20 protein-coding genes are annotated in these 20,065 nt (G+C 57.3%); 11 read left to right on the top strand and 9 right to left on the bottom strand.

Annotated features, from left to right (window positions below; genetic code table 11):
- The first annotated feature begins 8 nt into the window (after positions 1 to 8).
- The 5 genes from miaB to NMK_RS15640 are packed head-to-tail and all read left to right on the top strand — an operon-like array spanning position 9 to position 4,044.
- Positions 9 to 1,355: a tRNA (N6-isopentenyl adenosine(37)-C2)-methylthiotransferase MiaB gene (miaB, locus tag NMK_RS15660; protein ID WP_109016704.1), complete on the top strand. Its 1,347-nt coding sequence runs from the start codon at positions 9 to 11 to the stop codon at positions 1,353 to 1,355.
- Positions 1,345 to 2,292 carry a PhoH family protein gene (locus NMK_RS15655; RefSeq protein ID WP_109016703.1) on the top strand — a complete coding sequence of 316 codons (948 nt, stop codon included), beginning with the start codon at positions 1,345 to 1,347 and terminating at the stop codon, positions 2,290 to 2,292. The genes miaB and NMK_RS15655 overlap by 11 nt, the downstream gene beginning before the upstream one ends.
- Positions 2,289 to 2,762 carry an rRNA maturation RNase YbeY gene (ybeY, locus tag NMK_RS15650; protein ID WP_109016702.1) on the top strand — a complete coding sequence of 158 codons (474 nt, stop codon included), beginning with the start codon at positions 2,289 to 2,291 and terminating at the stop codon, positions 2,760 to 2,762. Before NMK_RS15655 ends, ybeY begins: the two co-directional genes overlap by 4 nt.
- A complete protein-coding gene (locus NMK_RS15645) occupies positions 2,755 to 3,597 on the top strand; it encodes a CorC family transporter (RefSeq protein ID WP_109016701.1) in 843 nt (280 codons plus the stop codon). Before ybeY ends, NMK_RS15645 begins: the two co-directional genes overlap by 8 nt.
- 51 nt (positions 3,598 to 3,648) lie before the next feature.
- Entirely contained in the window at positions 3,649 to 4,044 is a 396-nt protein-coding gene (locus tag NMK_RS15640; protein ID WP_109016700.1) for a hypothetical protein, read from the top strand.
- 71 nt (positions 4,045 to 4,115) lie between these two features.
- Here NMK_RS15640 and mscL read toward each other — a convergent pair whose 3' ends face one another.
- Positions 4,116 to 4,571: a large conductance mechanosensitive channel protein MscL gene (gene mscL, locus NMK_RS15635; protein WP_109016699.1), complete on the bottom strand. Its 456-nt coding sequence runs from the start codon at positions 4,569 to 4,571 to the stop codon at positions 4,116 to 4,118.
- 139 nt (positions 4,572 to 4,710) lie between these two features.
- Here mscL and lnt point away from each other — a divergent pair, with 139 nt between their 5' ends.
- From lnt to NMK_RS15605, 6 genes are all read left to right on the top strand, one after another.
- Complete coding sequence (gene lnt / locus NMK_RS15630) at positions 4,711 to 6,138, top strand: apolipoprotein N-acyltransferase (RefSeq protein WP_265415777.1); 1,428 nt, start codon at positions 4,711 to 4,713, stop codon at positions 6,136 to 6,138.
- A gap of 37 nt (positions 6,139 to 6,175) precedes the next feature.
- The gene (glyQ, locus tag NMK_RS15625) at positions 6,176 to 7,093 is read left to right on the top strand and encodes a glycine--tRNA ligase subunit alpha (RefSeq protein ID WP_109016697.1); all 918 of its coding nucleotides are present in this window, start codon (positions 6,176 to 6,178) and stop codon (positions 7,091 to 7,093) included.
- Positions 7,090 to 9,189, top strand: coding sequence for a glycine--tRNA ligase subunit beta (gene glyS, locus NMK_RS15620; protein WP_181376319.1), 2,100 nt, complete (start codon positions 7,090 to 7,092; stop codon positions 9,187 to 9,189). Before glyQ ends, glyS begins: the two co-directional genes overlap by 4 nt.
- 10 nt (positions 9,190 to 9,199) lie before the next feature.
- A complete protein-coding gene (gene gmhB / locus NMK_RS15615; RefSeq protein WP_109016695.1) occupies positions 9,200 to 9,742 on the top strand; it encodes a D-glycero-beta-D-manno-heptose 1,7-bisphosphate 7-phosphatase in 543 nt (180 codons plus the stop codon).
- Positions 9,739 to 10,449: a lysophospholipid acyltransferase family protein gene (locus NMK_RS15610; protein ID WP_109016694.1), complete on the top strand. Its 711-nt coding sequence runs from the start codon at positions 9,739 to 9,741 to the stop codon at positions 10,447 to 10,449. The genes gmhB and NMK_RS15610 overlap by 4 nt, the downstream gene beginning before the upstream one ends.
- Positions 10,450 to 10,513: 64 nt before the next feature.
- Positions 10,514 to 11,218, top strand: coding sequence for a M48 family metallopeptidase (locus tag NMK_RS15605; protein WP_109016693.1), 705 nt, complete (start codon positions 10,514 to 10,516; stop codon positions 11,216 to 11,218).
- Positions 11,219 to 11,233: 15 nt separating this feature from the next.
- Here NMK_RS15605 and NMK_RS15600 read toward each other — a convergent pair whose 3' ends face one another.
- The 8 genes from NMK_RS15600 to NMK_RS15565 form a co-directional block, all read right to left on the bottom strand.
- Entirely contained in the window at positions 11,234 to 13,639 is a 2,406-nt protein-coding gene (locus tag NMK_RS15600; protein ID WP_109016692.1) for a heavy metal translocating P-type ATPase, read from the bottom strand.
- Positions 13,640 to 13,648: 9 nt separating this feature from the next.
- Positions 13,649 to 14,425: a FixH family protein gene (locus NMK_RS15595; RefSeq protein WP_227871533.1), complete on the bottom strand. Its 777-nt coding sequence runs from the start codon at positions 14,423 to 14,425 to the stop codon at positions 13,649 to 13,651.
- 12 nt (positions 14,426 to 14,437) lie between these two features.
- Complete coding sequence (ccoG, locus tag NMK_RS15590) at positions 14,438 to 15,877, bottom strand: cytochrome c oxidase accessory protein CcoG (RefSeq protein ID WP_109016691.1); 1,440 nt, start codon at positions 15,875 to 15,877, stop codon at positions 14,438 to 14,440.
- Positions 15,878 to 15,977: 100 nt separating this feature from the next.
- Positions 15,978 to 16,907: a cytochrome-c oxidase, cbb3-type subunit III gene (gene ccoP, locus NMK_RS15585; RefSeq protein WP_109016690.1), complete on the bottom strand. Its 930-nt coding sequence runs from the start codon at positions 16,905 to 16,907 to the stop codon at positions 15,978 to 15,980.
- Positions 16,908 to 16,947: 40 nt separating this feature from the next.
- Positions 16,948 to 17,109 carry a cbb3-type cytochrome c oxidase subunit 3 gene (locus NMK_RS15580; protein WP_109016689.1) on the bottom strand — a complete coding sequence of 54 codons (162 nt, stop codon included), beginning with the start codon at positions 17,107 to 17,109 and terminating at the stop codon, positions 16,948 to 16,950.
- Between the two features lie 18 nt (positions 17,110 to 17,127).
- A complete protein-coding gene (gene ccoO / locus NMK_RS15575; RefSeq protein WP_109016688.1) occupies positions 17,128 to 17,880 on the bottom strand; it encodes a cytochrome-c oxidase, cbb3-type subunit II in 753 nt (250 codons plus the stop codon).
- Positions 17,881 to 17,909: 29 nt separating this feature from the next.
- A complete protein-coding gene (ccoN, locus tag NMK_RS15570) occupies positions 17,910 to 19,349 on the bottom strand; it encodes a cytochrome-c oxidase, cbb3-type subunit I (RefSeq protein WP_109016687.1) in 1,440 nt (479 codons plus the stop codon).
- A 116-nt stretch (positions 19,350 to 19,465) separates the two neighbouring features.
- The gene (locus NMK_RS15565; RefSeq protein WP_109016686.1) at positions 19,466 to 20,047 is read right to left on the bottom strand and encodes an SCO family protein; all 582 of its coding nucleotides are present in this window, start codon (positions 20,045 to 20,047) and stop codon (positions 19,466 to 19,468) included.
- Positions 20,048 to 20,065 lie beyond the last annotated feature (18 nt).

Below are 20,065 nucleotides of genomic sequence, written 5' to 3'. Positions count from 1 at the left end.
GTATTTTCATGAGCGCTCCTAAAAAGGTTTTTATCAAAACGTTCGGCTGTCAGATGAACGAGTACGACTCGTCCCGCATGACCGACCTCATGCGTGCCACGGAAGGCATGGAGCCGACCGAGAACCCCGAGGAAGCCGATCTCATCCTGCTCAATACTTGCTCGGTGCGCGAAAAACCGCAGGAAAAAGTGTTTCACCAACTAGGCCGCTTCCAGGAGCTGAAGCAGGCCAACCCTAACCTCGTCATCGGTGTCGGCGGTTGCGTGGCGAGTCAGGAAGGCTCGGCCATTGTCGACCGCGCGCCTTATGTCGATATTGTGTTCGGCCCGCAAACGTTGCATCGTCTCCCGGAATTGATTTCGGCCAAGCGCAAGACCGGCGCCTCGCAAGTCGATATCAGCTTCCCAGAAATCGAGAAATTCGATGCCTTGCCGCCGCCCAAGGTCGAGGGCGCAGCGGCGTTTCTTTCCATCATGGAAGGCTGTAGCAAGTACTGCACGTTCTGCGTGGTGCCATATACCCGTGGCGAGGAAGTGTCCCGTCCATTCGAGGACATCCTGACCGAGGCAGCGCAATTAGCCCGTCAAGGCGTGAAGGAAATCACCCTGCTGGGCCAGAACGTCAATGCCTATCGAGGCACCATGGCAGGTGGTGAGATAGCAGACCTCGCCATGCTATTGGATTACATCAGCGAAATCCCCGGTATCGAGCGCCTGCGCTACACCACATCGCACCCCAACGAAATGACGCCTGCGCTCATCGAGGCCTTTGCGCGTAACCCCAAGCTGGTGTCGCACCTGCATCTGCCCGTGCAAGCCGGCTCCGACCGCGTACTGATGGCGATGAAGCGCAACTACACAGTGTTGCAATACAAATCCATCATTCGCAAGTTGCGTGCGGCACGGCCTGATCTGTGCCTGTCGTCCGATTTCATCGTAGGTTTTCCCGGCGAGACCGAGGCTGAATTCGAAGCCACCCTGAAACTCGCGGAAGAATTGGATTTCGACGCCAGCTACTGCTTTATCTACAGCGCCCGCCCCGGTACGCCGGCCTCTTATCTTGCCGACGACACCCCGCAGGAGATCAAGCTGGCCCGTTTGGAAAAGCTACAAGGACTTATCGATGCACAAGCCTTTGCTATCAGCCAGAAGATGGTCGGTACGCAACAGCGTGTGCTGGTCATCGGCCCATCTAAGCGCGACCCGAATGAATTAGCCGGCCGCACCGACAACAACCGCATTGTCAATTTTCCGGGACCTGTCGGCTTGATTGATCAATTTGCGGTGGTTACCATTACTGAAGCCATGTCGCATACCTTGCGCGGCGAACTCGCGAGCCAAACTCTTGGAAATTAATTTTTCACCCGAGGACAACACGCTCCTCGCCAACCTTTGCGGCTCTCTCGACGAGAACCTGAAACAGATCGAAGACGCGCTCGACGTGTCCATCGCCCGCCGCGGGGGACACTTTCGCTTGTCGGGCAGCAAGCAGCACATGCAGCTGGCCGTACAAATGCTGCAGAACTTCTACGAACGCGCAAAGAATCCCATCTCGCTGGAAGATATCCAGCTCGGCCTAGTCGAGATCGGCAAGCTGGCACCCGAGGCCGTAGCCTCTGCCGCAATGCCGGTGCTGATGACGCGTCGACACGACCTGCATGGTCGTACGCCACGCCAAGTGGAGTACCTGCAAAAGATCCAGGAATTCGATATCAACTTCGGCATCGGTCCGGCTGGCACCGGCAAGACCTACCTCGCTGTCGCCAGCGCGGTGGACGCCATTACCCGTGATCGCGTCAAACGCATCGTCCTGGTGCGCCCTGCCGTGGAAGCAGGCGAACGATTGGGCTTCCTGCCGGGCGATCTCGCGCAGAAAGTCGACCCGTATCTACGCCCGCTCTATGATGCACTCTACGACCTCATGGGCTTCGATGCCGTGAGCAAGATGTTCGAACGCGGCGCAATTGAGGTCGCACCGCTGGCCTACATGCGCGGCCGCACGCTGAATCAGAGCTTCATCATCCTCGACGAAGCCCAGAACACGACGCCGGAACAAATGAAGATGTTCCTCACCCGCATCGGCTTCGGCACCAAGGCTGTTATCACCGGCGACGTGACGCAGATCGACCTCGCCCGCGGCCAAAAAAGCGGCCTGATCGAGGCTCAAAAGATACTGAATGACGTACGCGGCATCGCCTTCACGCAATTCTTGTCCGAAGACGTGGTACGCCATCCTTTGGTGCAGAAAATCATCAACGCCTACGAACGCTACGACCAGAGCAAATCCGAGTGAGCGCCGCAAAACCGAAATTGAATCTGGCGGTGCAATACGCCTTCAAGCCTGAAACCGTTCCCACACGCCATCAATTCCGTAAGTGGGCACTCGCGGCATTAGGCTGCGATGCGGAAGTCGCATTGCGTATCGTGGACGAAACCGAGGGCCGCGAGCTCAACCGCGACTACCGTGGCAAGGATTATGCTACCAACGTACTGACCTTCCCTCTGGAGGATGACCCCATCCTCATCGGCGACATCGTGCTGTGCGCGCCAGTAGTGGAGAAAGAAGCGACCGAGCAGGGAAAATCGCTGGAAGCGCATTACGCGCACCTATTCATCCACGGCATGCTGCACATGCAGGGCTACGATCACGAGAACGACGCCGATGCTGAAGAGATGGAAGCGCTGGAAACGCAAATCGTCACAAAATTGGGGTATCCTGACCCCTATCGCATTGAAAAGGAAGTGGAAATAATAAATGGCTGAAGGTGACAAACCGGGATGGGTCGAGCGCATTGCGGCGCTGCTGCTGCGCGAGCCCGTGGACCGGGAACAACTCATAGAACTGCTGCATTCCGCCTACGAAAAAAATCTTCTGGACGCCGACGCCCTCACCATGATCGAGGGCGTGTTGCAGGTCTCCGAAATGCAAGTGCGCGACATCATGCTGCCGCGCTCGCAAATGGACGTGATCGACATTACCGATCCTCCCGAGAAATTCATTCCTTTCGTCATCGAAACCGCGCACTCGCGCTTCCCTGTCATCGGCGAGAACAAGGACGACGTTATCGGCATCCTGCTCGCCAAGGATTTGCTGCGCTATTACGCTGGCGAAGATTTCGACGTGCGCGACATGCTGCGCCCTGCGGTGTTCATTCCCGAATCCAAACGTCTCAATGTGCTGCTTAAAGAATTCCGCAGCAACCGCAACCACATCGCCATCGTTGTGGACGAGTACGGCGGCGTGGCCGGCATGGTGACCATTGAAGACGTGCTGGAGCAGATCGTCGGCGATATCGAAGATGAATACGATTACGACGAAACCGAGGACAACATCTTCCGCGATGCCAGCGGGCGCTACCGTGTCAAGGCATTGACGGAGATCGCCGATTTCAACGAAGTACTGGGGGTCGAGTTCAGCGACGAAGAGTTCTCCACCATCGGCGGGCTTGTCATCAGCAAGTTCGGCCACCTGCCCAAGCGCGGCGAACAAATTACCTTCGATGGCATGAAATTCACCGTGCTGCGCGCCGACAGCCGCCGCGTACATTCCCTGCTACTTGAGCGTCTGCCAGTCGTCCCGGAGATCGAGGGAACTTAACCCGTTTTTTCGACGTCACATATTGGACTTCTACTCGATAGGGAGCTTCAAATGACGACTCGCTGGACACCTCTGATCGCGCTGGCGATAGCCGGCCCCGCCTTTGCAGCCTCTGTCGAGGCGATTCCGGAAAAAGAGCAGGACTTCGTAGACACCGTCCAGACCCTGCAACAGTCCGAAATCGCCGAATTGCTGGGCGACCCCGCCTATCAATACGACATCAAGGACGACGATGGCCAGGTCGTCGGCTCGATCTGGCACTATCACGGCGTCACCACAGGCGACGACGGCCAGTATTACAAGACGACGGAACTCGATTTCGTCGGCACCAAGGTCGCCAATATCGTATTGATCAACAACGAAGACGAAGACACCGGTGAAGATCAGCCCACGCCGCCGGATTCTGCGTTTACGCCTTCATCGCTCGATCGCGCCAACGTATTCTAAATAAAAAAGCCGCTGCCATTACAGCAGCGGCTTTTTGTTGCCAGGGGCTAGATCCAAGGCCTGGATTTACCTCAGCCCAATTCCGACGTGCAGTTCGGGCAGCGCGTGGCATCCTTGTGGATGGTGCTACGGCAACGCGGGCATTCCTTGGTATTTTCAGGTGCGGCTTCTGCGGTTGTTTCTACCTGTTCGCGCAAGCGATTGATGGTGCGAACCAGCAAGAATACGGCAAACGCGACAATCAGGAAACTCACCACCGAATTAATGAAAACCCCGTAATTCAGGGTCACTGCGCCTGCCTTCTTGGCTTCTGCCAGCGAGGTATAGACGCCGTCGCCGGCTCCCGCCTTCAGTACTACATACAAATTGGTGAAATCCACATTGCCCAGCAGCAGGCCTATCGGCGGCATGATGATGTCGTCTACCAGGGATTTCACGATCGATCCGAACGATGCGCCGATGATAATACCCACCGCCATATCGACCACGTTGCCGCGCACGGCGAATTCCTTGAACTCCTTTAACATCTCTTGTTCTCCTTTCATGGACGATCAAAGTCAGCCGCTATAATGCAGAAACTTCCATAACCGGTCTAGCTGTGTGCTTACTTTCTTACGTCATCCCACGTTTCAACTAATCTTCACAGCCGCACTTGGTGCGCTTTCCGTGTTTGGATTTGCACCTTACTACATTTACCCGACGCCTATCCTTGCATTGGCAGGATTGTTCTATTTCTGGCGCGATGCAGAAACGCAAAAACATGCAATGCAACTGGGGTTCGCCTTCGGCATGGGCTTGTTCGGCGCCGGGGTTTCTTGGATTTACGTCAGCCTGCATGATTTCGGTGGCATGCCGTCAGCAGCGGCGATTTTCGCGACAGCAGCCTTCTTCGCTTTTATCTCTTTACTGCCGATGAGCGCCGGCTGGGCACTGAAGAGGTATTTTCCGCATGCACCGCTACTGGCTGCCCCATTGTTGTGGGTCGGGCAGGAATGGGTGCGCGGGTGGATTTTCACCGGTTTCCCCTGGCTCACGATGGGCTACTCGCAAGTCCCCTACAGCCCGCTTGCCGGCTTTGCCCCAGTATTAGGCGTATTTGGCGTTTCGCTGTTGACGGCCATTGCGGCAGCCATTGTCGCAGGCGCTTTACATGGTCGTTTAGCCCGCAAGCAATGGGCTTTTGCCCTGCTAGGTCTCTGGATCACAGGGGCCGCACTCAAGCATGTGGAGTGGAGCCATCCTGTCGGGACGCCACTCACATTCAGCTTGCTACAAGGCAATATTTCCCAAGACCTGAAATGGCGTGAGGACGAGGTTGTAAGAACCTTCCAGACCTACCGCGATATGGCTTTAACAAGCCACGCCCAGCTCATCGTCATGCCTGAAATGGCCTTGCCGATACTGATGGACGAAGTGCCTCGCGACTATCTGGACAAACTCGCCCAACACGCCAAAGCGCAGGGCGGCGATATTTTGATCGGCGTACCGGAGGCAAAGCGTCAAGACGGCGAAACGCTCTACTACAACACCATGCTGAGCTACGGCACGGCGCCCACCCAGGCATACCGCAAGTTCCACCTGGTGCCGTTCGGCGAATTCATTCCATTCAAACCCGTGTTCGGCTGGATCTACCGCAACCTGCTGCATATCCCGCTGGCCGACCTGGCCTCCGGCGACAAGTATCAACAGCCGATGGCGCTTTCCGGGCAGAAAATTGCCATGAACATTTGCTACGAAGATGTGTTCGGTGAGGAAATCATCCGCCAGCTCCCCGCGGCCACCCTGCTCATCAACGTCAGCAACGATGCCTGGTATGGCGAATCGCTGGCGGCAGACCAACACATGCAGATGTCGATGACACGCGCCTTGGAAACTGCCCGCATGGTGCTGCGCGCCACCAATACCGGCGCTACTGCGGTCATCAACCGTGAAGGCAGGGTCATCGCCCACGCCCCCCATTTCAAGCAACTTTCGCTCGATGGAGCGGCGCAAGGCTATGCCGGAACGACGCCTTATGTACTCTGGGGAAATGTTCCCGCCATCGCCCTGATTTTCCTTGGACTCGGGGTTTTGTGGGTGCGCAAAAAGAAGTAAAATCAACGCCTTTTGCGAAATTAAGAATTCCAATTCGATGCTCACATTCCAGCAGATCATCCTTACCCTGCAACAATACTGGGACAAGCAAGGCTGCGCCCTGCTGCAACCCTACGACATGGAAGTCGGCGCAGGCACCAGCCACACCGCGACCTTCCTGCGCGCCATCGGCCCGGAGCCGTGGAAAGCCGCCTACGTGCAGCCTAGCCGCCGGCCTAAAGATGGAAGATACGGCGAGAACCCCAACCGTTTGCAGCACTACTACCAATACCAGGTGGTGTTGAAGCCCGCGCCCGAAAACATCCTGGAACTCTATCTCGGCTCGCTGGAAGCGCTGGGTTTCGATCTTAAGAAAAACGACATCCGTTTCGTCGAGGACGACTGGGAAAACCCGACGCTGGGCGCTTGGGGATTAGGCTGGGAAGTATGGCTAAACGGCATGGAAGTGACGCAATTCACCTATTTCCAGCAAGTCGGCGGCATCGACTGCAAGCCGATCACCGGCGAAATCACCTACGGTCTGGAACGTCTTGCCATGTATCTGCAAGGCGTGGAGAACGTCTACGACCTGACCTACGCACCGGGCCTCAAGTATGGCGACGTGTTCCACCAGAACGAAGTGGAACAATCGACCTACAACTTCGAGCACAGCAACGTGGAATTCCTGCTGCAGGCGTTTACCGCGTATGAAGGCACGGCCAAGCACCTGATTGAACAACAGCTGGCATTGCCCGCCTACGAGCAAGTCCTCAAGGCTGCGCACACCTTCAACCTGCTGGATGCTCGTGGCGCCATTTCGGTCACCGAGCGTGCCGCCTACATTGGCCGCATCCGCAACTTGGCGCGCGCCGTCGCGCAAGCCTACCTCGACAGCCGCGCAAGACTCGGCTTCCCCATGGCGCCCAAGGAATGGGCTGAGGAAGTATTGGCGCAACTGGAAAAGAAAGCCGCATAAGCATGAAGAACTTGCTGGTCGAATTGTTTGTAGAAGAATTGCCGCCCAAAGCATTGAAGAAGCTGGGCGAAGCGTTTTCCAGCGTGTTGCTGGAGAATCTCAAGAGCCAAGGACTGGCAGGTGCTGGCGCGGTAGTCACCGCTTACGCCTCGCCTCGTCGTCTGGCGGCGCATATCACCGAAGTCGTAGCACAGGCCGCGGACAAGCCGGTCTCGCAAAAGCTGATGCCGGTCAGTGTCGGCGTGGATGCCAACGGCCAACCCACGCCCGCGTTGCTCAAGAAGCTGGCAGCTGTGGGTGCCGATGCTTCGGTGGTTCCCAACCTCAAGCGCGAAAACGACGGCAAAGCCGACGTGCTGTTCCTGGATACTGTCATGCCCGGCGCCAAGCTGGCAGAAGGCCTGCAAAAGGCGCTGGAAGAAGCCCTCGCCAAGCTGCCTATTCCCAAGGTCATGACCTACCAGCTCACCGACGGCTGGAGCAGCGTCAATTTCGTGCGCCCTGCGCACGGCCTGGTTGCCCTGCACGGGGCAGAGATTGTTCCGGTTTCCACCTTGGGACTTACCGCTGGCAACAGCACACAAGGTCATCGCTTTGAAGCCGCGAAACATCCGGTCGTACTCAAGGACGCCGACAGCTACGCCGCGCAGCTCGAATCCGAAGGTGCCGTGATTCCCGGTTTTGAAGCCCGTCGCGCCGAGATCGTACGCCAACTCTCCGAAGCGGCTGCCAAGCAGAACCTCAAGCCTATCGAGGACGATGCACTGCTGGACGAAGTCACCGCGCTGGTCGAGCGTCCGAATGTGCTCTTGGGGCAATTCGAGGAAGCCTTCCTCGAAGTCCCGCAGGAGTGCCTCATCCTGACCATGAAGGCCAACCAGAAGTACTTCCCGCTGCTGGACGCCAACGGCAAGCTGACCAACAAGTTCCTCATCGTCTCCAACATTCGCCCAGAAGATGCTTCTGCCGTCGTCGGCGGCAACGAGCGCGTGGTGCGCCCGCGCCTGGCCGACGCCAAGTTCTTCTTCGACCAGGATCGCAAGAAGACGCTGGAGTCGCGCGTGGCCGGATTGGATAAAGTGGTCTACCACAACAAGCTGGGCAGCCAGGGCGAACGCGGCCAAAAGGTGCAAATGATCGCCGCTGCGATTGCTGCACAACTCGGCGGCAAGGAACTCGAAGCAGCCGCCAGCAAGGCCGCCGCACTATCCAAAGCCGACCTGTTAACCGACATGGTGGGCGAATTCCCCGAGTTGCAAGGCATCATGGGCCGCTATTACGCGCTTCACGATGGTCTCTCGACCGACATCGCCGATGCCATCGAAGACCACTACAAACCGCGCTTCTCCGGCGATAGTCTTCCGCGCAACAACATCGGCATTGCCGTGGCGCTGGCCGACAAGCTGGAAACCCTGGTCGGCCTGTTCGGCATCGGCCAGATTCCGACTGGCGACAAAGATCCCTTTGCCCTGCGCCGCCACGCGCTCGGCGTCATCCGCATCCTCATGGAGCGCGACCTGCCGTTGCAACTTGATGCACTGCTATTCATCGCTGCTGGTGTACGTGGCTTTACCGAAGATGTCGCTACACAAGTGGCAGACTTCATGTTCGAACGTCTTGCCGGCCTGTTGCGCGAACAAGGCTACAGCGCTCAGGAAGTAGACGCAGTGCTGTCGCTGCGCCCGCAACAACTTGGAGATATCGCCAAGCGCCTCACCGCCGTGCGCGCCTTTGCAGCCTTGCCGGAAGCCGAAAGCCTGGCAGCAGCCAACAAGCGCGTCGGCAACATTCTCAAGAAGGTCGAAGGCACGGTAGACGCCAAAGTGGATGCCGGCCTACTGAAAGAAGCCGCTGAAACCGCGCTCAACCAGGCACTCGCCCAAGTAGCGCCGACGGCTAACGCCGCCTTCGAGCAAGGTGACTACACCGCCTCGCTGCAAGCCCTGGCGGCGCTCAAGGCCCCCGTGGACGACTTCTTCGACAACGTCATGGTCAACGCCGAAGATGCGGCCCTGCGCGCCAATCGCCTGGGCCTGCTCGCCACATTGCACCAAGCCATGAACCGCGTGGCTGACCTTTCCAAACTGGCAGCGTAAACTGGAACGCATGAAACTCGTCATCCTCGATCGCGACGGCGTCATCAACTACGATAGTCCGCAGTTCATCAAGACGCCGGACGAATGGAAGCCTATTCCCGGCAGCCTGGAGGCGATTGCCTCGCTCAACCAGGCCGGGTTCCGGGTTGCATTGGCGACCAACCAATCCGGCATCAGCCGCGGGTTGCTCGACATGGTGACGCTTAACGCCATCCATGACAAAATGCATCGCTCACTGGCGCAGTTTGGCGGCCGCATCGACGCCTTGTTCTACTGCCCCCATGCGGCGGAAGCCGAGTGCACTTGCCGCAAGCCCAAGCCCGGCATGCTGGAGGAAATCGCCCGCCGTTTCGGCATGGATCTGGATGGCGTTCCCAGCGTGGGCGATTCACTGCGAGACTTGCAAGCCGGCTTGCCGCTGGGCGCACTCCCCATGTTGGTCCGCACCGGCAAGGGCGAAGGCACGCTGGCTGCCGGCGGCCTGCCCGAAGGCACCAAGGTGTTTGCCGACCTTGCCGAGGCAGCGCAGTACATCATCCGCGAATTCGCATGACCTGGCTGCGCTCGTTCATTTTTGCGTTGGGGCAATGGCTGTTCACGCCCGTTTTCTGCACGCTGATCCTGCTGACGTTTCCGCTCTCGCAGCATCGCCGCTATAGCATCATCAGCATCTGGGCAAAAACGATGCTGCGTTGGCTGGAATTCACTTGCGACATCAAGTACCGGGTGATCGGTGCGGAAAACATTCCAAACCAGCCGTGTGTGGTGCTTTCCAAGCATCAATCGGCGTGGGAAACCCTGGCCTTCCAGAAAGTCCTGCCGCCGCAAGTCTGGGTGCTGAAACGCGAGTTGCTGTGGATTCCGTTCTTCGGCTGGGGTTTGGCGTTGACCAACCCTATTGCCATCGATCGCGCCGCCGGCCGCGAAGCATTGAAACAGCTGGTTTCACAAGGTAAGGATAGGCTCGCCAAGGGCTTCTTCGTGGTCGTATTTCCTGAAGGCACGCGTATGCCACCGGGTCAAAACGGCAAGTTCCATATCGGCGGCGCATGGTTGGCCACGCATACCGGTGCGCTGGCCTTGCCGATTGCCCTGGATGCCGGCGAGCATTGGGCCAAGAATAGTTTTTTGAAAACGCCGGGGACAATCACGGTGAGTATCGGCAAACCAATCGACACGCAAGGCATGAAACCGGACGAACTGAACAAACAGGTCGAAGCCTGGATTACCGCCGAAATGCCACGGCTGAAAAGCCTGTAGCGCAGACGGCCTCGCCTGCATTCACAGGTTTTCGCGAGGACAAAATTTTCAGCCTGATAATCGCATGCAACAGTTGTTGAAACTCCCCTCCGGCACTATCCCCTACACGCTCAAGATCAGCGCCAAGCGCCGTACTATCGGCCTCCGCATCGACGATCATGGGCTCACCGTCCACATCCCCAAGCGCATCCACTGGCCCCATGTGGAACAGCTGTTGCTGGAGAAATCCGCTTGGATTATCGAAAAGCTGTCAGAACGCGAGAACCGGCCGGAACCGGTTACGTGGCAAGATGGCACGACGTTGTTCTACTTGGGCGAGCCTATCGTCCTCAGCCTTCGGCAGGATGCGCGCAATCGCCAGCCGGTACTGGACGGCGAATCGCTCGTCGTCGCCCAGCCCGATATTACAAACACTGCCGTGATCCAACGCAAGGTCAGCCAATGGTTTGCCAAGCACGCGATCGAGGATTTCCGGCGACGCGTGGAACTGCTGGCTGCTAAGTTGGGCGTGCCGATGCCCAGCGTATTTCTCTCCAACGCAAAAACGCGCTGGGGCAGCTGCAATTCACGTGGTGAAATCAGGCTGCACTGGCGGCTGATCCAAGCACCGCCGCACATCATTCAGTATGTGGTTGCGCACGAGCTGGCGCATTTGAAGGAAATGAATCACAGCCCGAAATTCTGGGCCTGGGTGGAAAAGCTCTGTCCTGAATATGCTAAATCGCGTAACGAACTCAAGGCGATGTCCGCCGATTTACACCTTGTTTAACGAATGCGGGCTGCGCTATCGCAGCCGCAGGGCATTCAGCACTACGATCAACGAGCTCACCGACATCCCCAATGCCGCAAGCCATGGCGACAAATAGCCGGCCACGGCCACCGGTACGGCAATCAGGTTATACGCCAGCGACCAGATGAAGTTCTGATGGATCACGCTCATGGTAAAACGGCTCATGTAGCGCGCGTGGGCAATCTCCATGAGGTTTTCCGACAAAAGCACGATATCGCCTGAGGCCCGCGCCATTTGCGTACCGCTACCCATGGCGATAGATACCGGAGCGCCGGCCAGCACGGGGGCATCGTTGACGCCGTCGCCTACCATGGCGATCACCTCGCCGCTGGCTTGCATACGCATCAGTTCATTGAGCTTGCCGTCAGGAGAAAGCCCTCCGAACACCTGGTCGATGCCCAAGGCTGCCGCATGCCAGGTAGCCGCCTCAGGTGCGTCCCCGCTCAACATGGATACGCGCACGCCTTGCTCTTTAAGCGTACGAATGAGTTCAGCCGCTTGCGGACGCGGAGCATCTGCCAGAACAAAAGCCGCCAGCACACGTCGCGGATCGCACAGCCAAACCACGGTGGCGCCAGGAATGCCTTCCACGGTGGGCAAGGTAAGCGCCGGTGTGAGCGCGGCGTTGCCCAAGGTGTAGCGAATGCCTTCAATGAAGCCAGCCACACCCTGTCCCGGCAGATTCTCTGCGCCATCCACGGCAGCCAAATGATACTTTTCTACTGCTTTGAGAAAGCTCTTTGCCAAGGGATGTTCAGAAGCCTGTTCCAGGCTGGCAGCCAATCGCAGGCATTGCGCTTGATCGACCTCGCTATAAACATGATGCGCGACCAGCGCGGGCTTGCCTTCAGTCAATGTGCCGGTTTTATCGAACACCACGTGGGTGACCTTGGCGAGGGTTTCCAGGGCATGGCCGCGTGTCAGCAGCACTCCCCGCTTGACCAGATGCGAACCCGCTGCTGCAAACGCAGCTGGAGCCGCCAGGGAGAGCGCGCAAGGACAGCTCACCACCAGCACCGAGAGCACCACGTCGAAAATCTTGGCAGGGTTGAAATACCACCAGCCTAGGCCTGCCAGTACCACGATCGCCAGCAGCACGTAGGTAAACCAGACGGCGAGTTGGTCTGCCGTTTGTGCCATGCGCGGCTTTTCGGCCTGGGCACGATCCAGCAAGCGTGCGATGCCGGCCAGCACGGTATCTTCGCCAACTTCGGTCACGCGAATCGTCAGCGGGCTTTCGTAATTGATGCTGCCGGCCACGACCTTGTCGCCAATCGACTTGGGCAAGGCGCGGCTTTCGCCGGTCAATAGAGATTCGTCGACACTGCTGGCCCCCTCTTCCACCAGACCGTCGGCAGCGATGGTTTCACCTGGTTTGGCCAGGATGAAATCGCCGGGCAGGAGGTCCATAACGGGAACCATCTCGGACTGCCCATCGCTGATTTTGGTCGCCATGGCCGGCGTCAAGCGAAGCAGGTTCTCAGCCGCCTCGACGGATTTTTCCCGTGCATTGCGCTCCAGGAAACGCGTGGAAAGCAGCAGAAAAATCAGCATGGTCAGCGTGTCGTAATAGACTACGCCTTCATTGCGGAAGGTCGCCCAAAGGCTGCCGACAAACCCCGCCAGCAGACCCAGCACAATGGGCACGTCCATGTTGACCTGCTTGCGCCGCAGCGCCATCGCCGCCGATTGGTAGAACGGTACGGCCGAGTACAACATGGCCGGCACGGTCATGAGCAGGCTGAACCAGCGCAACAAAGCCGCGGTGGCGATTTCCATGCCTTGCGCGGCTCCGGCATACAGGGCCACCGCCAGCATCATGACCTGTCCGGTCGACAAGCCAGCGACCGCCATACGGCGAAACTCGATCTTACGGGATTGCTTGCGCAAGGATTCCTGCTGCTGCGCGTTGAAGGGATGGGCCTGGTAGCCGAGCTTGCGGATCTCCGCCAGGATGGTGGAGAGCTTGATCTCGCGCTCGTCCCAGGTGACACGAGCACGGTGCGAGGCGTAATTGACATTGGCTTCCTTAACGCCGGGCAACTGCTTGAGATGGCGTTCGTTAAGCCAGATACAGGCGGCGCAAGTGATACCTTCTAGGATGAGAGACGCCTGCTTGATATGCTCGCCCTCGGCTCGCACAAAGCTCTTCTGCACGTCCGGCAGGTCATACAAATCGAGTTTGCGCAGTTCGTCCGGGACCAGATCCTCGGCCGTCTTGGGCATCTCGGTCCGGTAGCGATAATAATCGTCCAGGCCGTTCTCAACGATGGATTCGGCCACCGCCATGCAGCCGTGGCAGCACATCTCCCGCGGCACTTCGAGAATGGTGATCTTGAAGTCAGTATCGGCGGGAACGGGGAGGCCGCAGTGATAGCAGCTGGTCGTCACTGCGTCCATCGATATGCGTTATTCCACTACCGTAAGGGGCTGCTGTACAAGGTAGCTATCCTGCCCGCGCTCGACGTAAATCTCGACGATCCAGTTACCGGCATCGCCCAAATTGAGTTCGGTGGCATAGGCCCCGGCAGACTTCTCGGTCATCTCCACCTTGCGGTCGTCTGCGCTATTGGCCATGCGCCACAGGTCGAGCGTCACCTTCGCGCCTTCGATGGGCGCGCCCTGCTTGTCCTTGGCAACGATCTGGACCTGGGCAGGCGTATTTTCCTTGATGGCGTCGAAGCCCTTCAATTCGACTTGCCAACCCAGGTTTCGCTGCTGCTCCAGCCGTTGGAGATGAGGTTCGTAGAGGTGGTTACGATCATGCGGTACGGCACCCGGAAAACGGGTATGCGTTGCCTGGTTGTGGGCATTGGGCATGATGAGTTGAGCCACCGAGTCGGGTAAACCGTTAGTCGCGATAGAAACGAAAGCCGCCATGAACAGCGTCAATACGACAAAGAACGCGATGAGCAACTTGGGTGCCCAATGCATCGGTTCTTTTTTGCTTTGCATGTTGCCGAACACCCCAAGCACGGCCGCCCCAGCCATGTAGACCACGAGGTGAATCGCCAGTACGTCGCCGCCCAAGCCTGTGGTTGCCATGCTCCACCCCAGGAAAGTCAGGAAAGGCAAGGCGCCGCCCAAGATGGCGCTCCAGTAATACGACAGCCCCAAACGACGGGCTGCCATGAACAGGATGGCGACTGCGAACAGTCCGCCGAACAGCGTTTCGGTAATAGTCATATTCACCTCTTGTTAATGATGCTCGTCGTTTTCCTGATGCTCGGCATTGAAGTGTACGCTGCGCACCACCGGCGTCTCGGGATTGCTCTTGGCCACGATGACGAAATCGAACTCGCGCGTTTTTTCTGCGAGATGCTCATCCAGGTCGACCTTGACCGGCACGCGACGATCCTTGCCGGCACGAATCGTCATGGGATTGGGTTCCACGCCCATGTTCAAGGCATCCTCAGGAATGCCATGTACCTTGATCGTATAGCTCTCGTCATGCTCGGTCTTGTTGACGATATGCACCTCGTAGCGGTTGCGGATTTTCTCGTCGGAGAGATGTATGAAGAGCGGCTGACGGACCTGGGAGATACGCACCTCGGCGTCGCTGCGGGTGCCGATGTTGTATACCAAAGCCGCACTCATGACGATCAAGGCCGTGGCGTATCCGATTACCTTGAGATTCTTCCATTTGAGCTGTGGCTTGGCTGGTGCAGGGCTATGAACGTTGCGCTCCGAGTCGTAGCGGATCAGGCCACGCTTCCAGCCCAGCGAATCCATGATGGTGTTGCACGCATCGACGCACAGCCCGCAGGAGATGCACTGATACTGCAAGCCCTTGCGAATATCGACCCCCGTGGGGCACACCTGCACGCAAAAGCCGCAGTCAATACAGTCGCCATGGCCCTTGGATTGGCGCTCTTCCTGGGTCTTGATGCCGGCCTTGGGCGCGACACGTCCGGCTGCGCCTTCACCACGCTTCAGGTCGTAGCTGGGTGCCAGGGTATCTTGCTCGTACATGACACTTTGGAAGCGGGCATACGGGCAGATGTAGGTACAGATTTGTTCCCGGGCAACACCGCCGGCGGCATAGGTGGTCAGGGTTAGGGTGAGCACCGAAAAATATGCGGTGGGGTGTGCGGCGCCGTGAAAGAAATTGATGAAGAAATCGGGTGCGTAGGTGAAATAGGCAATGAAGGTGAAGCCGGTCCAGAACGAGACAAGCAGCATCACCAGATGCGAGCCCCCGACCTTCATTATTTTTTCGGCATTCCAGGATTGCTTGGCCAGGCGCATGCGTGCGGGACGTTCGCCCTGGAAAAAGTGCTCGATGAACATGAAGCAGTCGAGCCAGAGTGTCTGGAAGCAGAAATATCCGCACCAGGCGCGGCCAACCAGCCCTGTCACAAAAAACAGGAATGCGGCGGCGATGAACAGCAGAAGCGCCAGCCAGAAAATATCTTGCGGATAGACCACCAGGTCGAAGATGAAAAATCGGCGCGATTCCAGGTCGAACATCAACGCCTGGGCAGCAGCGCTGCTGCGATGCCATGGCAGCCACGGCAAGCCAAAGAATATGCTAAATGCCAGAATCAGGACGCCGGTCTTGAAGTTTCTGAACTTGCCCTTGACCGAACGGGTGTAGATGGGAATCCGCTTCTGGTACAACGCCCCTGTTTCCGACATGACTTTGCTAATTTCCTAAAAGCACAAAGGCCCACGTACATACGCGAGCCTTTGTTGATTTGAGATGCTACAAACTACGGCAGATTATTGCAGTTCTTGATTACTTACCGCCACCCAGCACGTCGTGCACGTAAACGGTCAGCACCTTGATCTGTTCTGCGGAGAGACGGCCGCCCCAAGTCGGCATCTTGCCGCGGCTGACGCCTGCGGTGATGACCTTGCGCACTTCATCCAGCTTGCCTTCCGGAGTGGATTGCGCGGGAACGTTTGCCCACAGCCAGATCTTATCGGTCAGATTGGCAGAACCCAGATCCTGGTTACCCTTGGCATCCGGACCGTGACAGACCAAGCAACCGCCTTCGCCGTGGAAGATCGCGTCGCCAGCCTTGGCGGCTTCTGCATTATGCGGTTCGCCTGAGAGGCTCAACACATAATTAGCAACTTGCGTGATCTTCTCGTCGGTCAGCACGCCGTGGAAAGCCGGCATCATGCCGTTACGACCGTTGGTGATGGTCTCGTTGATCTTCTCGTAGCTACCGCCGTAAATCCAGCTGTCGTCGACCAGGTTAGGCGCCATGCCCACCTTGCCTTGACCGCCGGCCTGGTGACAGGCTGCGCAGTTGTCGGAGAACAGCGTCTTGCCGGAGGACTGCACGAACTGCATCAGCTCGGCATCCTTGGGCACATCGGCCAGCGGCGTTGCAGCCACTTTGGCGACGTACTTCTGTTGCGCGGCTTGCGCTTCGTTCATTTCGGCCATCAGCTTGGCACGCATGTTCCAGTGCGTGGACTTCTGTACTTCCTTGCCATCAACGGTCTTGGCGGTGTAGCTGATGTTGTTGCCCATGCCTTTGGTGAAGCTCTTGCCGATCGGCCATGCCGGGTACAGGACCCAGTAGACGATTGCGAAGATGATGGTGATGTAGAAGGTCCACAGCCACCAATTTGGCAACGGATTGGTTGCTTCGCGCAGGTCGTCGTCCCAGACGTGGCCTGTCGTTTGAACGGTACTCTTTTGTTCCTGACTCATGATTTTGATCCCTCAGTCATGCGTGTTAATCAGCATGCAATTAGTCGTCTTGCAGCGGAATGTTTTTGTGGTCTTCCAAGCGCTCGCCTCGCTGTTTGCTCCCGAACACGTAGTACAAGATCATGCAGAACAAAGTGAAGAAAATGACCAGTGCCAAGGGCTTGGTATTCTCGAACTTGGTAAACCACATCAACATTTCCATTTCGGCGATTCCTCTCGATTAGCGGAATTTGACGAAGTAGTCGTCGTCGAACTGCTTGAAATCGACCATCGTGCCCAGCACTTGCAGATAAGCCACGAGTGCGTCCATTTCGGTCACATCGCTCGGATTGTTATCGTAGTTGCCGCTGGCAGCCTGCGCACGCAGGTTGGCTTCGGCATTTTCGATACGCAGGTTCTTCGCGACGTCTTCCCCGAAGGTCTTCACGTTTTGCTGATATTCGGCCTCACCCTTGGAGTAAGGCACGCCAGTCACACGCAAGGCAGCCATGCGCAGCCCGATGTCCGACGTATCCAACGGCGTCTTGATGAGCCATGGATAGTTAGGCATCACGGATTCCGGCACCATGGAACGCGGTGCGGTCAAGTGCTGCACATGCCAGTCGTTGGAGTACTTGCCGCCTACACGGGCCAGGTCCGGACCGGTACGCTTGGAACCCCACTGGAAGGGGTGGTCGTACTTGGACTCGGCAGCCAGCGAGTAGTGGCCGTAACGCAGGGCTTCATCGCGGAACGGGCGGATCATCTGCGAGTGGCACAGGTAGCAGCCTTCGCGGATGTAGATGTCGCGACCGCGCAGTTCAAGCGGGGAATAGGGGTGAACCATTTCCTTGCCGTCTGCGGTCTTGACGCTTTCCACCGTGTCCTTGATGAAGAACAGCGGAACGATTTCAACCAGGCCCCCGGCGCTGATTGCCAGCATGGTCAACACCAGCATCAGCCCGAGGTTACGTTCGATTTTATCGTGTTTCATTTCAGCTCCAGTAATCTCAACTCGTCCGATCAGGCGGCTGCCGCGACTGCGTCAGTTTGCGGCTCTGCGCTGCCCTGCTTGATGGTCTTGAACATGTTGTAGCACATCAGCAACATGCCGCTCAGGAAGAACACACCACCCAGTGCACGCATCACGTAGAACGGATGCATCGCAGCAACGGATTCCACGAAGGAGTATTGCAGGTTGCCGAAATCATCGAATGCACGCCACATCAGACCTTGCATGATGCCGGAGATCCACATTGCGGTGATGTAGAGCAGGATGCCGATAGTTGCGAGCCAGAAGTGCACGTTGATCAGCTTGTTGCTGTACATGTTGGTGTTCCACAGACGCGGAATCATGTGATACAGCGAACCGAAGGAGATCATGGCCACCCAGCCCAATGCACCGGAGTGCACGTGACCGACGGTCCAATCAGTGTAGTGAGACAGCGCGTTCACGTCCTTAAGCGACATCATCGGGCCTTCGAACGTAGACATACCGTAGAAGGACAAGGACACGATCAGGAAGCGCATGACCGGGTCGGTGCGCAGCTTTTCCCAGGCACCGGACAGGGTCATGATGCCGTTGATCATACCGCCCCAGGAAGGCAGCAAGAGCATGATGGAGAAGGTGGCAGCCAGGGTCGATGTCCAGTCGGGGATCGCGGTCCAGTGCAGGTGGTGGGTACCCGCCCACATGTACAGGAAGATCAGCGCCCAGAAGTGGACGATGGACAGGCGGTAGGAGTACACCGGACGGCCGGCTTGCTTAGGCACGAAGTAGTACATCATGCCCAGGAAGGCTGCGGTCAGGAAGAAGCCCACGGCGTTGTGGCCGTACCACCATTGCGTCATCGCGTCTTGTGCGCCGGAGAACAGGCTGTAGGACTCGAGCGAGAACATGCTGATTGGCACTGCCAGGTTGTTGAAGGTATGCAGGAGCGCAGTTGCCAGGATGAAGGCCAGGTAGAACCAGTTGGCGACATAGATATGCTCTTGCTTGCGCTTCATGATCGTACCGACGAAGACAGCTAGGTATGCCACCCAGACCACTTCGATCAACAGGTCGATCGGCCAGCACATTTCAGCATATTCACGGCCTTGGGAATAACCCAGCACATCGCCCAATGCCGCCAGCACGATAATCGTTTGCCAGCCCCAGAAGGTGAAGGTGGAAAGACCGCCACCGAACAGACGTGCCTGGCAGGTACGCTGGACGATGTAATAAGACGTTGCAAACAGTGCGCTGCCGCCGAAACCGAAAATCACGGCACCGGTGTGAACCGGACGCAGACGACCGAAGGTGATATAAGGAATATCAAAATTTAGAAACGGAAATGCCAATTCGGAGGCGATATACACCCCCACCAGCATCCCCACCGCACCCCAGACTAGGGTCATGATAGCGAATTTGCGGACAATATCGTAATTGTATTGCTCGCTCGCAGCCACACTTACCGTTGCCATTAGCTTCCCCCAATAAAACGTAAAAACTGCACTCAAACCACGCCTCGAACTCAGCGGCAAAGTGGCTTTCCAGGCCGGCGAGTATATGCCAAACGAATTAACACGACAAGTTTGTCTTATTCATTCAGCAACTTACCCAAGTCGCCAGCAATGTCTTTCGCCCCCTGCCCAGGGTTGGAATAAACCCTGATTCTCCCTTTTTTATCAAATATATAAAGTCCAGCGCTGTGGTCTATGCTGTAGCCGGATCTGCCGCCGGACGCCTGTTTCGCGTAGAAAATCCTGAAGTCCTTGGCGACCTGTTGCGTCTGCTTTTCGCTTCCCCAGAGCCCGATAAAACTGGGATCGAAGGAAGGCACGTACTGTTTGAGCACACCGGGCTGATCCCGGGCCGGATCGAGCGTCACGAAGAGCACTTGAACCTCTCGCCCTTTCGGCCCGAGCAGTCGCATCGCCTTCGTCAACTCCATTAACGTTGTCGGACAGATATCCGGGCAGTGTGTATATCCAAAAAAAAGGACGACCAGCTTTCCTTTGAAATCGGATAAATGCCGAACCTTGCCATCCTGATCGGTCAATCCCAAATCGTCACCGATCTGGCTTCCCGATACATCCGTCCCAACAAACTCGACCTTGGCTTGCCTATCGGCGCACCCAAGCAAACACAACATCAATACAGCTACTGCAATCTTTCGCATCGGGAATCCTCCTCCGAT

This window comes from Novimethylophilus kurashikiensis, from assembly GCF_003112435.1.
GTDB classification, from domain to species: domain Bacteria; phylum Pseudomonadota; class Gammaproteobacteria; order Burkholderiales; family Methylophilaceae; genus Novimethylophilus; species Novimethylophilus kurashikiensis.
The sequence above is the reverse complement of the archived record's forward strand: the minus strand, read 5'-3'. Positions and strand labels throughout refer to the sequence as shown.